Genomic DNA, 13,929 nt, shown 5'->3' with positions numbered 1-13,929 from the left:
TTAGATGAATGAGCTAGTCATAGCCTTTGGTCTTTTTTTATTTGTAGAGGGAATTTTATATGCCTTATTTCCATCAAAAATGAAAAGTATGTTAAAGAAGCTAGATCTTGTAAAAGATAGTCAATTAAGATCAGGTGGACTAATCTTTGCAATTATTGGTTTTGTAATTATTTATTTTGTAAAAAGTTAATATGAAAAAAATAAGATTAATATTTTTAACAATTATTTTTTCCTTAAGTTTTACTTTACAGTCAAACTCTAAATCCGTTCCAGCATCTTTTGCAGATCTTGCAGAAAAACTGATGCCATCTGTAGTAAATATTTCTACTTCAACAACTGTAGTTACTAATAGCAATCCTTTTCCATTTCAATTTCCTCCAGGTTCTCCATTTGGGGATATGTTTAAAGAATTTGGAACTCCTCAAGAAAGAAAATCTGCAGCTTTAGGATCTGGATTTATTATTGATGAAAAAGGAATAGTGGTAACAAATAATCATGTAATTAAGGATGCTGATGACATTATTGTCCGAGTCAATGGCGACCAAGAATATAAAGCAAAAGTTCTTGGTGCTGATCCTTTAATGGATATTGCAGTATTACAATTAGAAACAGAGGAAAAATTCAAACCAGTTGGCTTTGGAGACTCTGATAAAGCAAGAATTGGTGATTGGGTGTTAGCTATTGGAAATCCATTTGGCCTTGGTGGAACAGTAACTGCTGGAATTATTTCAGCAAGAAACAGATCAATTGGGTTATCAAGATATGAGGATTTTATTCAAACAGATGCATCAATTAATTCTGGTAATTCAGGTGGACCTTTATTTGATATGGAAGGAAATGTGATTGGAATTAATACAGCTATCTTAGGAAGAAATGGTTCTATTGGTATAGGATTTTCAATTCCATCAAATAGTGCTCAACAAGTAATTAAACAACTAATTGAATTTGGTGAAACAAAAAGAGGTTGGTTAGGTGTGAGAATTCAAGATGTAACTAAAGAAATTGCTGAGGTTGAAGAACTTGATAAACCAAGAGGTGCTTTAGTTGCAAGTGTTGCCGAAAACAGTCCTTCCGAAAAAGCTGGCATTCAGGCTGGAGATATAATTTTAGAGTTTAATGGAGTTGAGATTAAGCAAATGAAAGAGTTGCCAACAATTGTTGCAAGAACAGAAGTTGGAAAAAATGTAGATGTAAAAATTTGGAGAAATAAAAAAGAAATAACTAAAAAAGTTTTGTTAGGAAGATTAGAAACCTCAGATGATTTCAAAGTAAGTGAAAATCCAAAAAAAGATGAAAATAATTTAGATGAAATTATTGAGAGTTTAAGAATATCAGTGAGACCTTTAAACAAAGAAGATATAAAGAATCGAAAATTACCAAACCAAACAACTGGTTTAGTAATTACTAATATGGCTAATAATAGTCCTTTAGTAAATTCAATTGAGATCAATAGTATTATTATTGAAGTTCAAAAGAAAAAAATTAAATCAGCAGATGATTTAAGAGATATTGTTCAAAAAACAATAAACTCAAATCAAAAAACTATTTTAATTGCAATTTATAACAATCAAAATCAAAGAAGATATATTGGTGTTAAATTAGATTAATAATGGATTTTAAATCCAAGATAATTTTAATTTCAGGACCCACCGCATCTGGAAAATCAAGTTTTGCAATCAGGCTTGCAAAAAAAATTAAAGGAGAAATTATTAATGCAGACAGCATGCAAGTTTATAAGCAACTTAAAATTTTGTCTGCAAGACCTAGCCCAAAAAACTATCAATCAATTAAACATCATCTATATGGTTCCCAAGATGCAAAGAAAAGTTTTTCAACTGGTGATTGGCTTAAAATTGCAAATAAAAAAATTATTGAAGTTAAAAAAAGAAAAAAAATTCCAATTCTTGTTGGAGGAACTGGACTTTATTTCAAAGCACTAACTGATGGTTTAGTTCAGATTCCAAACATTCCACTAAGGTTTAGAAATCAAATTCGAAATCTAAACAAAAAAATTGGCCAAAATAAATTCTATAAGCGATTATTAAAACTGGATCCTCTATCGAAATATAAAATTAATCCAACTGATACCCAAAGATCAATTAGGGCTTTTGAAGTTAAAAAGTTTACAAAAAAATCTCTTCATGATTGGTTTAAAAATACTAAATCAAATTATTTAGACGAGGATTTTCTCAAAATTTACATTGATTATCCACGTGATGAGTTGGTTGAAAGAATTCATCAAAGAACCAGAAAAATGATTAAAATGGGTGCTGTGAATGAGGTTAAAAGATTTTTAAAACTAAAAATTAATAAGCAGATGACTGCAAGCAAGGCAATTGGAATAAATGAAATTCAGGAATATTTAGCTAAAGAAAAAAAAATTGATCAAATCAAAGAAAAAATCTCAATAAAAACTAGACAATATGCCAAAAGACAAAGCACATGGGCTCGTGGACACATGAGCGATTGGATAAAATTAAACCCATCTGAGATAAATAAATTTTTAAAAAAAATTTAAATTTTCCATACTTAACCTTGACCAATTAGCACAACTTCAGCTAGATTGCGAAATGCCAAAATTATTAACTGGAGCAGAAATAGTATTTAAGTGTCTTGAAGACCAAAAGGTAAACCATATTTTTGGTTATCCTGGTGGTGCTGTACTACCAATATATGATGAATTAAAAAATCATCCATCCATTAAACATATTCTTGTAAGACATGAGCAGGGTGCAGGTCATGCAGCTGAAGGTTATGCAAGATCTTCTGGAAAACCCGGTATTGTTTTGGTTACATCAGGTCCAGGTGCAACTAATGTAGTCACTGCTTTAACTGATGCTTATATGGATTCAGTTCCAATGGTTTGTATTTCGGGTCAAGTTCCAACACATCTTATTGGTACAGATGCATTTCAAGAATGTGACACAACAGGAATTACAAGACCATGCACAAAGCACAACTGGTTAGTAAAAGATATTAATGATCTTTCAGATGTTATGCATGAAGCTTTTAAAGTTGCAACAACTGGAAGACCTGGTCCAGTATTAATTGATATTCCAAAAGATATTCAGTTTGCAAAAGCAAAATATAAAAAACCAAAAAAAGAAAAAAGTTTAAATGGAAAATCTCACAACAAATTTTCAGCTGATGAAATTGACCAATTAATTAATTTAATTAATAAAGCAAAGAAGCCAATAATTTATAGTGGTGGGGGTGTAATTAATTCAGGACCAAAAGCAAGTGAAGCTCTTAGAAAATTTGTTGAACTAACTGGATTTCCAATTACTTCAACTTTACAAGGTTTAGGTGCTTATCCTGGAGATGATAATCAGTTTTTAGGAATGCTAGGAATGCATGGAACATATGAAGCAAACAATGCAATGCATGACTGTGATTTATTAATTAATATTGGTGCAAGATTTGATGATCGTATTACTGGAAAAATTGATAAGTTCTCTCCTTATTCAAAAAAAGTTCATATTGATATTGATCCATCTTCAATAAATAAGATTATTAAAGTAGATCTTTCAATCGTAGGTGATGTTACAAAAGTAATTGATAAAGTAAATAAAACAATTGTTAAAAAGAAAAATGGCAATGGTAAATCAAATAAACCTAATATTGCAAAATGGTGGGAACAAATCCAAAAATGGAGAAATAAAAATTCTTTAAATTTTATAAACAGTGACGATAGCATAAAACCTCAGCATGCTGTTCAAAGACTTTATGAGTTAACCAAAAATAAAGACACTTATGTGACAACAGAAGTGGGTCAGCACCAAATGTGGGCTGCTCAACATTATAAATTTAATAAACCAAATAGATGGATGACTTCAGGGGGATTGGGAACTATGGGATATGGATTACCTGCTGCTGTTGGAGTTCAAGTAGCTCACCCAAAAAAATTAGTTATTGATATTGCAGGAGAAGCATCAGTTTTAATGACAATGCAAGAAATGTCTACGGCTGTTCAATACAACTTACCAATAAAGATATTTATTTTGAACAATCAGTACATGGGAATGGTAAGACAGTGGCAAGAGCTGCTTCATGAAAAGAATTATTCTGAGAGTTATTCAGAAGCACTTCCAGATTTTATGAAAATGGCTGATGCTTATGGTTGTAAAGGAATTAAGGCTAATGATCCATCAGAGCTTGATGAAAAAATTCAGGAAATGATCGACCATAATGGCCCTGTTATTTTTGATTGTCATGTGGATCCAAATGAAAACTGTTTTCCAATGATACCTTCTGGTAAACCTCATAATCAAATGATACTTGGACCAAACGATCAAGAAGAGAATAAAATTAAAGGAAAAGGCAAAGCCTTAGTTTAATCAAAATGCCAAAATCAAAGTCAGCTTATAGCTCTCCATCTATAAAACAAAAATCAGATACTTATATTTTTGTTGTTTGGGTAGATAATGAAGCTGGTGTTCTTGCAAGAGTAGTCGGTCTATTTTCTGGAAGAGGTTATAATATTGAGTCTTTGGCAGTAGCTGAAGTTGATGCTATTAAAAACATATCAAGAATAACAATTGTAACAACTGGAACACCACAGGTAATTGACCAGATTAGACTGCAATTAACCAAATTAGTACCTGTACACAAAGTTGCTGAATTTAAAAGAGACGATAAAGACGTAATTTTTAAAGAGATGGCACTATTTAAAATAGTTGGAACAAAAAATAAAATTGAAAAATGTTTAAATGCTTGTAAAAAATTTAACCCAGTAGTATTGGATGAAACAAAATCATCTGCTGTTATTCAAATAACAGCACTTAGAAGAGAGATTGATAAAATGAGTAAAAAATTAAAACCCTTAGGACTTATAAGCACCTCAAGAACAGGGGCCGTTGCAATGACAAGAGGTGCAAAAATATTTAACTAATTAACAGGAGATAAACTATGAAAATGTTTTATGAAAAAGATGCAGATGTAGATCTAATTAAAAATAAAAAAATTGCAATTTTTGGTTATGGAAGTCAAGGACATGCTCACGCACTTAATCTAAAGGATAGTGGAGTTAAAGAAATTGTTGTTGCACTAAGAGAAGGTTCATCAAGTGTTGCTAAAGCAGAGTCTAAAGGGTTAAAAGTAATGAACTTATCTGATGCAGCTGCATGGGCAGATGTTGTAATGATATTAACTCCAGACGAGCTACAAGCTGAAATATATAAAAATCATATAGAACAAAGAGTTAGAGAAGGCACAAGTATTGCTTTTGCTCATGGTTTAAATGTTCATTATGATTTAATTAAAGCAAGAAAAGATTTAGATGTATTTATGGTTGCTCCAAAAGGACCTGGCCACCTGGTAAGAAGTGAGTATGAAAAAGGTGGTGGAGTTCCATGTTTGTTTGCAGTTCATCAAGATGGATCTGGTAAAGCTAGAGATTTAGCCCTTTCCTATGCTTCAGCAGTAGGCGGAGGAAGATCAGGAATAATTGAAACTACTTTCAAGGATGAAGTTGAAACAGATTTATTTGGTGAACAAACTGTTTTATGTGGTGGTTTAGTTGAACTAATTAAAAATGGATATGAAACTTTAGTTGAAGCTGGGTATGAACCAGAAATGGCATATTTTGAAACCGTACATGAAGTTAAATTAATTGTTGATTTGATTTATGAAGGTGGAATTGCAAATATGAATTATTCTATTTCAAATACAGCTGAATATGGAGAATATCAATCTGGTCCAAGAATTATCAATAAGGAAGAGACCAAGAAGAGAATGAAAGAAGTTTTGGCTGATATCCAATCAGGTAAATTTACCAAAGAATGGATGGATGAATGCAAAAATGGTCAAAAAAACTTCTTAGCAACTAGAGCAAAATTGGCTGAACATTCTGTAGAAAAAGTAGGAGCAGAGTTAAGAGCCATGATGCCTTGGATAAGTAAGAAGAAATTAGTAGATAGCGATAAAAGTTAGTTTTTAGCGTAAATTTATATCTGTAATAATCTTTTTTTTTCACTTATAATTTTTTTATAAATTTAAGAAAGAGGTTAATTATGAAGACTAAAAATTTAGTAAGGATATTACTATCACTAGTTCTAGTATTTGGATTTTCTTCAGCATGGGCAAAAACTATCAAGTGGTCAATGCAAGGAGACAGTCTTACACTAGATCCACACGCACAAAACGAGGGTCCTACTACTCAGGTATCTAGACAAGTTTATGAAGCTCTTGTGCAAAGAGCGGTAGATATGAAAATTGAACCAGCGTTAGCAAGAAAATGGAAAGCAACTGATCCTAATACTTGGATCTTCAACTTAAGAGAAGATGTGAAATTTTCTGATGGTTCAAAAATGACATCAGCTGATGTTGTATTTAGTATATTAAGAGCTAAACAAAGAACATCTGATTTTAAAGAATATATTAGCACAATTTCTGATGTGAAAGCAGTTGGAGAATATGCTGTTAAAATTACAACAAGCAAACCAAACCCTATACTTTTAAATCAATTATCAAACATATTTATAATGTCTAGAGCTTGGTCTGAGAAAAACTTTGCAATGTCTCCACAAAATTGGGATGCAGGACAAGAAACATTTTCAGCAACTAATGCTTTAGGAACTGGTCCTTTTAGAATTACTTTGAGAGAACCAAATACAAAAACAGTGTTTAAAAGAAATAAACATTGGTGGGGTAAAATGGAAGATGATGGCATAAAGCAAATTGAATTACTTCCAATTAAAAATGCTGCAACAAGAGTAGCTGCCTTACTGTCTGGTGAGATTGATTTAGTGACTGATGCACCTGTTCAGGATTTAAAAAGAATTGGTTCTTCTTCGGGACATCAAGTTGTGAGTACACCACAGATGAGAACAATCTTTTTAGGAATGGATCAAGCTGCAGATAAATTAAGAACCGGAAATACTGGGGATAATCCTTTCAAGAAAAAAGAAGTTAGACAAGCACTTTATCAAGCAATTGACATTGAGGCTATCAAGAAAAAAGTAATGAGAGGTCTAAGTGAGCCAGCTGGAATAATTACATTTCCAGGTGTAAATGGTTACACAGCAGAACTTGATAAAAGATTACCTTATGATGTTGATGCTGCAAAAAAACTTTTAGCTAGTGCAGGATATCCTAATGGATTTGATGTTGAGCTAAGATGTCCAAATGATAGATATGTAAATGATGAAGCAATCTGTACAGCTGTTGTTGGTATGTTGGGTAAAATTGGAGTTAACGTTAACTTGTTTGCTCAAACTAAAAGTAAACACTTCAAAGAGCTAAAAGATGATCAAGGTGATTTTTATATGCTTGGATGGGGTGTACCAACTTTAGACAGTCATTATGTATTTCATTATTTATATGAAACAGGTGCAAGTTGGAACAAAGTTAACTTCAGTAACGCTGATGTAGATGCTGCAATTAGAGTTATGGAAGGTGAGGTTGATTTAGATAAAAGAAATGCCGCAATTGCAAATGCTTGGAAAATTGTAAAAGATGATATTGCATATCTTCCTTTACACCACCAAGTAATTTCTTGGGCGTCTAAAAGCAACGTGAATGTTCCTATCAGACCTAATAATGAACCGTTATTTAGAGCTGCTAGCGTAAATTAAATAAAAATTATTATAAGCCCCTTAAATTTATAAGGGGCTTATAAATTTAAAATCCTCTCAAATTGATAAATTATTTTTTTAAAAGATTATTTCAATCAGCTTTGGTGATGCTAGTTGTTGCCTTTGTTTCTTTCTCCTTATTTAATTTTGTTGGAGATCCAATAAATAACATGGTTGGAGAAGAAACCTCAGATGAAGAGAGAGCTGAATTAAGAGAAACATTAGGCTTAATGGATCCAATTCATGTTCAATTTTCAAGATTTGTAATTAATGCGTCCAAAGGAGAGTTTGGAATTTCTTATCAATTAAGAAGACCCGTATCTGAACTCATTGTTGAGAGACTGCCAGCTACCATTGAACTTGTTGTAATTTCTGCTTTGATAGCATTGGTGACAGGAACTCTTTTAGGAGTTTACACAGGTATAAATAGAAAGGGTTTTTTGAGTGACTTCGTTTTGGCAGTTTCTTTGCTTGGAGTTTCACTACCCACATTTGTAATAGGGATATTATTTATTTACTTATTTGCTGTGATTTTAGGAATACTTCCATCATTTGGTAGAGGAGAAGTAGTTGATTTAGGATTTTGGACAACTGGTTTTTTAACAGTTTCAGGTCTTAAAGCAATAATTCTTCCTTCAGTTACATTAAGCCTTTTCCAAATGACATACATTATCAGGTTAGTAAGAGCTGAAATGATGGAAATTTTACAAACTGACTACATAAAATTTGCTCGAGCACGTGGAATTAGTGAAGATAGCATTAAATACAAACATGCATTAAAAAATGGTTTGATACCAGTAATAACGATTGCTGGAATTAATATAGGAACTCTAATTGCCTTTTCAATTATAACTGAAACGGTTTTTCAATGGCCTGGTATGGGCTTCTTGTTTATACAAGCTGTTCAGTTTGTAGACATACCAATAATGTCTGCATATCTAGTTTTCATCGCATTTGTTTTTGTAATGATAAATTTCATAGTTGATATTTTATACTATTTTATTGATCCACGGATTAGAGTTAAAGGAGATTCTGTAAGTGGATAATAATTTAAATTTGACAAGATGGGAAAGAATTAAGGATAGCGATATTTATCATAGCTTTATAAAATCCCCTACAGCAATTATATCTTCAGCTATTTTATTTATAATTTTTTTCTGTTCATTTTTTATAGAGTTTTTAACACCTTATACGCCTTTTGACCCATCATCTTTATCTTTGATGGATGCATTTACACCTCCATCTTGGACGGATGATGGTTTGGCACAATTTATTTTAGGTACCGATGGTCAAGGAAGAGATATGTTATCAACAATTTTATATGGATGCAGAATATCTCTTATTGTTGGTTTTGCTGCGATTATATTTAGTTTAATTCTTGGAGTTGGTTTAGGATTAACAGCTGGATATTTTGGCGGCAAATATGAAATGGTAGTAATGAGACTTACTGATGTTCAATTGACAGTGCCAAGTATATTGATGGCGCTTTTGGTTGATGGAATAGCAAGAGGGTTAATTTCAAGAGAAATGCATGATGAAATGGCTATTTATGTTTTGATATTTGCTATTGGGATTTCAGAATGGCCACAGTTTGCACGAGTATCAAGAGCAGCAACTTTGGTAGAAAAAAATAAAGATTATGTATCTGCTTCAACAATAATTGGTGTTTCAAATATAGTAATTATGTTTAAACATATTCTACCGAATATTATGAGACCAGTTTTGGTTATTGGTACAATTGGTTTAGCTCTTGCTATCTTGGCAGAGTCGACTTTAAGTTTTTTGGGTGTTGGGGTTCCTCCAACAACTCCTTCTTTAGGTACATTAATAAGATTAGGAAATGATTTTTTATTTTCAGGAGAATGGTGGATTACATTTTTCCCAGCAATTTTTTTGGTAATTTTAGCTTTTTCAATCAATTTATTAGGAGATTGGATGAGAGATACTTTAAATCCAAAATTAAAAAAATGAGTTTTTTAAAAATTAAAAATCTAAGTGTTGATTACCAAATGCGTAAAGAGACTGTTTACGCGGCTAAAAATGTTAATATTGAGGTAAATAAAGGTGAAATTTTAGGATTAGTCGGTGAGTCTGGTTCTGGAAAAAGTACCGTTGGAAACGCTATAATTAATTTAATTGATGAGCCAGGAAATGTTTCAAGTGGCTCCGTAATACTTGGAGATTTAAATATTCATGAAAATTCAGAAAGTATCATTAAATATAGGGGTAATAAAATTGGATTAATATTTCAAGATCCACAAACATCTTTAAATCCAATATTAACAGTTGGTGACCAATTAATTGAAACTATACAAACTCATCTAAATTTAAGCAAAGAGGAAGCAAAAAATAAATCTATTAATCTATTAAAAGAAGTTGGAATTAAAGATGCTGAAAAAAGATTTAATAATTACCCTCATCAATTTTCAGGAGGAATGAGACAAAGGGTAGTAATTTCTTTAGCGTTATGTTGTGAGCCGGAATTATTAATTGCAGATGAACCCACAACAGCTTTAGATGTTTCTATTCAATCACAGATTCTAGATTTAATTAAAAAACTCACAAAAGAAAGAAACTTAGCTGTGATTTTAATCACTCATGATATGGGTGTTATAGCTGAAACAGCTAATCGTGTAGCTGTGATGAAAAGTGGAAATTTAGTCGAAATTGGTGAAACAAAAAAAATATTAACAACTCCTCAACAAAGTTATACAAAAAGTCTTGTAAGTTCAGTTCCACCTACCAATAAGAAAATTTCAAGATTTGTAATAGTAGAAAAAGAAAGCAAAAATAAAGAAAATAATATTAAAATATTGAATAGATGGACTAAAAAAGAAATAACCAAACAAGACTTAGTACAGGTAAAAAATCTAAATAAAAGTTTTGACGATAATTTTTTTACAGAAAATTCTAAAAATTCTGTGTTAGCTGTAAATAATGTTTCATTTGAAATTAAAGAAGGTGAATCTTTTGGTCTTGTAGGTGAAAGTGGAAGTGGCAAATCTACAATTGCAAAAATGATTGTAAATTTATTCAAACCTTCTTCAGGAGATATATTTTTTGATAGTACTTGTATTACAAAAATAAAAAATAGATCAGAACTGATGAAATTTAGAAAACAAATACAAATGATTTTCCAAGATCCTTATTCATCACTAAATGGTAGATTGAAAGTAAAAGATATTATTTCTGAGCCAATTACACTTCACAATCCTTCAATATCTAATTCTGACCTAAATAATTACGTCTACGATTTATTGGACTCTGTTGAAATGACTCAAAAATCTGCAGATAGGTATCCACATGAATTTTCTGGTGGCCAAAGACAGAGAATTTCGATTGCAAGAGCTTTAGCAACTCAGCCGAGGCTCTTAGTTTGCGATGAACCTACATCTGCATTAGATGTTAGTATCCAGGCTCAAATATTAAATTTGTTAAAAGATCTTCAGGAGCAATTGAATTTAACTATTCTGTTTATCAGTCACGACTTACCTGTTGTTAGACAAATGTGTGATAGAATAGGTGTATTAAAAGATGGCAAATTATGCGAAGTTTCTAATACTGAGGATTTGTTCGAAAACCCCAATCATGAATACACAAAAGAACTTTTACATTTAATGCCTAAAATTGAGTCTATTTATAATTAATTTCAACCAAACTAAAATATCTGGTCAAAAAGGATCAATTTTACTAATTATTTTGCAATCTCTCTTATAGATTGTATTATAGATTTTCTAAAAATTTTATTATGAGCGATAAAGATAGGGTCTTTATATTTGATACTACTATGCGTGATGGTGAGCAATCACCAGGTGCATCTATGAGTTTGGAAGAAAAAATTCAAATTGCAAGAGTGTTTGATGAGTTAGGTATTGATATTATTGAAGCAGGATTTCCAATAGCTTCGCCAGGTGATTTTGAAGCGGTTTCTGAAGTAAGTAAAATTTTAAAAAATTCTATTCCTGCAGGATTATCAAGACATTCAGTTAAAGATATTGATAGAGCTTATGAAGCTTTGAAGCATGCACCAAGATTTAGAATTCATACATTTATTTCTACAAGTCCTCTTCATATGAAACATAAACTAAATATGTCTCCAGAGGATGTTTATGAGTCAATTGGTAAACACGTTGCTTATGCAAGAAAATTTACAGACGATGTTGAGTGGTCTTGTGAAGATGGAACAAGAACAGATATGGACTATATGTGCAAAACAGTAGAGCTAGCAATTAAAAATGGAGCAACAACAATTAATATTCCTGATACTGTTGGTTATACGATACCATCTGAATTTACTACAATAATAGAAACTTTATTAAATAAAGTTCCAAATATAGATAAAGCAATTTTATCAACCCATTGTCATAATGATTTAGGTTTAGCTGTGGCTAACTCTTTAGCTGGAGTTCAAGCTGGAGCAAGGCAAATTGAGTGTACAATAAATGGTTTAGGTGAAAGAGCTGGAAATGCTGCACTTGAGGAAGTTGTGATGGCAATCAAAACAAGACCTGATTTAATGCCGTATGAGACAGGGATTAATACTACGCTTTTAAGCAAAGCTTCAAAAATTGTTTCGAATGCTACTGGTTTTCCTGTTCAATACAATAAAGCAATTGTAGGAAAAAATGCTTTTGCTCATGAAGCAGGAATTCATCAAGATGGAATGTTAAAAAATAGACAGACTTATGAAATCATGACACCCGAAAGTGTTGGAGTAAAACAAACTTCTTTAGTAATGGGTAAACATTCTGGAAGACATGCTTTTAAAGATAAAATGAATAGTTTGGGTTATCCAGATTTGACAGATGATGTTGTGGCAAATGCATTTGCAAAATTTAAAGTCTTAGCAGATAAGAAAAAGCATGTTTATGATGAAGATATTATTGCATTAGTGGATGATAGTTTAATTACTGATAATAAAGTTAATGCTATAAGCTTGAAATCATTAAAGGTTTTTGCTGGTACAGGCGAACCCCAAAAAGCAGAAATGACACTTGATGTTTATGGAGATATTAAAAATGCTACTGAAACTGGGGATGGCCCAGTTGATGCCATATTTAAGTGCATTAAAACACTCTATCCCCACGATGTGAATTTACAATTATATCAAGTTCATGCTGTTACTGAGGGAACGGATGCTCAAGCTACAGTGAGTGTTAAAATTGAGGAAAAAGGAAAGACAACGGTTGGTCAAGCAGCTGATACGGATACGCTGGTTGCATCAGCGAATGCTTATATTAATGCATTAAATAAAATGATAATTAAACGAGATAAAACAGCTCCTATGGAGCAAGAAAGTCAAAAGGTAAAAGGAATATAATGGGATTATTTGATAGTGTAAAAAAAATTTGGAGCCAAGACATGGCGATCGATCTTGGAACGGCAAATACTTTAGTAGTTTTAAAAGGAAAAGGTGTTGTACTAAATGAACCTTCTGTTGTTGCAATTGTTGATCAAGGCGGCAAGAAAAACGTTCTAGCTGTTGGAGACGAAGCTAAGACAATGCTTGGAAGAACTCCAGGAAACATTAGTGCCATTAGACCATTACGTGATGGAGTTATTGCAGACTTTATTGTGACTGAAGAAATGATTAAACATTTTATTAAAAAAGTGCACAAAGGAAGTACTTTTGCAAATCCTAGAATTTTAATTTGTGTACCAACAGGCTCTACACCAGTCGAGAGAAAAGCTATTCAAGATAGTGCATTAGCAGCAGGTGCTAGAAGAGTCCAATTGATTGAAGAACCAATTGCTGCAGCAATTGGTGCGGGACTTCCAATTTCAGAAGCAACTGGTTCAATGATAGTTGATATAGGTGGTGGTACTAGTGAGATTGCAGTGATGTCTTTAGGTGGCTTAGTATATTCTAAATCTTTGAGAGTTGCAGGAGACGCAATGGATACTGCTATCGTTAATTATATGAGAAAAGAATATAATTTATTGATAGGTGATACTACAGCTGAAAAAATTAAAAAAGAAATGGGAACAGCTATTCCAACTGGAACAAATACTTATCCAGTTAAAGGAAGAGATTTAAGATCAGGTACTCCTAAAGAAGTAAATATTACAGAAGAGGATACCGCAGAAGCTCTTAACGACATAATGAAAGAAATGATTAATGCAATTAAAGAAGCATTAGAAAATACACCTCCTGAATTATCAGCTGATTTAGTAGATATGGGATTAACATTAACAGGTGGTGGAGCTTTATTAAAAAATATAGATAAAAGATTTGCGAAAGAGACTGGTCTACCAGTCCATGTTGCAGATGATCCATTATCATGCGTAGCAGTTGGTACAGGTAAGGCTTTAGATCAAGAGGAAACTTTCTCTACTATGTTATCTGAATATTAAA

The 13,929-nt window shown here is 32.1% G+C and carries 12 protein-coding genes; all 12 read left to right on the top strand.

Going from position 1 to position 13,929, the window contains the following annotated elements:
* Nucleotides 1-4 precede the first annotated feature (4 nt).
* The 12 genes from ACTTAR_RS07185 (at nt 5) to ACTTAR_RS07130 (ending at nt 13,928) form a co-directional block, all read left to right on the top strand.
* On the top strand, nt 5-190 hold the full coding sequence (locus ACTTAR_RS07185; protein ID WP_440681125.1) for a DUF2065 domain-containing protein: 186 nt from the start codon (nt 5-7) through the stop codon (nt 188-190).
* A gap of 1 nt (nt 191) precedes the next feature.
* On the top strand, nt 192-1,607 hold the full coding sequence (locus ACTTAR_RS07180) for a Do family serine endopeptidase (protein WP_440681124.1): 1,416 nt from the start codon (nt 192-194) through the stop codon (nt 1,605-1,607).
* A 2-nt stretch (nt 1,608-1,609) separates the two neighbouring features.
* Nucleotides 1,610-2,518: a tRNA (adenosine(37)-N6)-dimethylallyltransferase MiaA gene (miaA, locus tag ACTTAR_RS07175; RefSeq protein ID WP_440698128.1), complete on the top strand. Its 909-nt coding sequence runs from the start codon at nt 1,610-1,612 to the stop codon at nt 2,516-2,518.
* Between the two features lie 52 nt (nt 2,519-2,570).
* A complete protein-coding gene (locus ACTTAR_RS07170; protein ID WP_440681122.1) occupies nt 2,571-4,337 on the top strand; it encodes an acetolactate synthase 3 large subunit in 1,767 nt (588 codons plus the stop codon).
* Between the two features lie 5 nt (nt 4,338-4,342).
* A complete protein-coding gene (gene ilvN, locus ACTTAR_RS07165) occupies nt 4,343-4,891 on the top strand; it encodes an acetolactate synthase small subunit (RefSeq protein ID WP_440681121.1) in 549 nt (182 codons plus the stop codon).
* 17 nt (nt 4,892-4,908) lie between these two features.
* Complete coding sequence (gene ilvC / locus ACTTAR_RS07160) at nt 4,909-5,931, top strand: ketol-acid reductoisomerase (protein WP_440681120.1); 1,023 nt, start codon at nt 4,909-4,911, stop codon at nt 5,929-5,931.
* An 80-nt stretch (nt 5,932-6,011) separates the two neighbouring features.
* Entirely contained in the window at nt 6,012-7,574 is a 1,563-nt protein-coding gene (locus ACTTAR_RS07155; RefSeq protein ID WP_440698127.1) for an ABC transporter substrate-binding protein, read from the top strand.
* A 62-nt stretch (nt 7,575-7,636) separates the two neighbouring features.
* The gene (locus ACTTAR_RS07150; protein WP_440681118.1) at nt 7,637-8,620 is read left to right on the top strand and encodes an ABC transporter permease; all 984 of its coding nucleotides are present in this window, start codon (nt 7,637-7,639) and stop codon (nt 8,618-8,620) included.
* Nucleotides 8,613-9,545: an ABC transporter permease gene (locus ACTTAR_RS07145; RefSeq protein WP_440681117.1), complete on the top strand. Its 933-nt coding sequence runs from the start codon at nt 8,613-8,615 to the stop codon at nt 9,543-9,545. The genes ACTTAR_RS07150 and ACTTAR_RS07145 overlap by 8 nt, the downstream gene beginning before the upstream one ends.
* On the top strand, nt 9,542-11,221 hold the full coding sequence (locus tag ACTTAR_RS07140) for a dipeptide ABC transporter ATP-binding protein (protein WP_440698126.1): 1,680 nt from the start codon (nt 9,542-9,544) through the stop codon (nt 11,219-11,221). The genes ACTTAR_RS07145 and ACTTAR_RS07140 overlap by 4 nt, the downstream gene beginning before the upstream one ends.
* Before the next feature lie 101 nt (nt 11,222-11,322).
* Nucleotides 11,323-12,894, top strand: a complete 1,572-nt coding sequence (locus ACTTAR_RS07135; RefSeq protein WP_440681115.1) for a 2-isopropylmalate synthase — start codon at nt 11,323-11,325, stop codon at nt 12,892-12,894.
* The gene (locus ACTTAR_RS07130) at nt 12,894-13,928 is read left to right on the top strand and encodes a rod shape-determining protein (RefSeq protein WP_440681114.1); all 1,035 of its coding nucleotides are present in this window, start codon (nt 12,894-12,896) and stop codon (nt 13,926-13,928) included. Before ACTTAR_RS07135 ends, ACTTAR_RS07130 begins: the two co-directional genes overlap by 1 nt.
* The last annotated feature ends 1 nt before the right edge of the window (nt 13,929 follow it).

This window comes from Candidatus Pelagibacter sp. HIMB1709, assembly GCF_052047635.1.
Classification (GTDB): Bacteria; Pseudomonadota; Alphaproteobacteria; order Pelagibacterales; family Pelagibacteraceae; genus Pelagibacter.
Note: the sequence above shows the minus strand (reverse complement) of the source record. Positions and strands in the feature narration are given on the sequence as shown.

What these genes read in the sequence shown, in the direction of transcription:
- ACTTAR_RS07155 (WP_440698127.1), top strand. Translation starts at nt 6,012, where the DNA reads ATGAAGACTAAAAATTTAGTAAGGATATTACTATCACTAGTTCTAGTA.
- miaA (WP_440698128.1), top strand. Translation starts at nt 1,610, where the DNA reads ATGGATTTTAAATCCAAGATAATTTTAATTTCAGGACCCACCGCATCT.
- ACTTAR_RS07135 (WP_440681115.1), top strand. Translation starts at nt 11,323, where the DNA reads ATGAGCGATAAAGATAGGGTCTTTATATTTGATACTACTATGCGTGAT.
- ACTTAR_RS07140 (WP_440698126.1), top strand. Translation starts at nt 9,542, where the DNA reads ATGAGTTTTTTAAAAATTAAAAATCTAAGTGTTGATTACCAAATGCGT.
- ACTTAR_RS07180 (WP_440681124.1), top strand. Translation starts at nt 192, where the DNA reads ATGAAAAAAATAAGATTAATATTTTTAACAATTATTTTTTCCTTAAGT.
- ACTTAR_RS07185 (WP_440681125.1), top strand. Translation starts at nt 5, where the DNA reads ATGAATGAGCTAGTCATAGCCTTTGGTCTTTTTTTATTTGTAGAGGGA.
- ilvC (WP_440681120.1), top strand. Translation starts at nt 4,909, where the DNA reads ATGAAAATGTTTTATGAAAAAGATGCAGATGTAGATCTAATTAAAAAT.
- ACTTAR_RS07170 (WP_440681122.1), top strand. Translation starts at nt 2,571, where the DNA reads ATGCCAAAATTATTAACTGGAGCAGAAATAGTATTTAAGTGTCTTGAA.
- ACTTAR_RS07130 (WP_440681114.1), top strand. Translation starts at nt 12,894, where the DNA reads ATGGGATTATTTGATAGTGTAAAAAAAATTTGGAGCCAAGACATGGCG.
- ilvN (WP_440681121.1), top strand. Translation starts at nt 4,343, where the DNA reads ATGCCAAAATCAAAGTCAGCTTATAGCTCTCCATCTATAAAACAAAAA.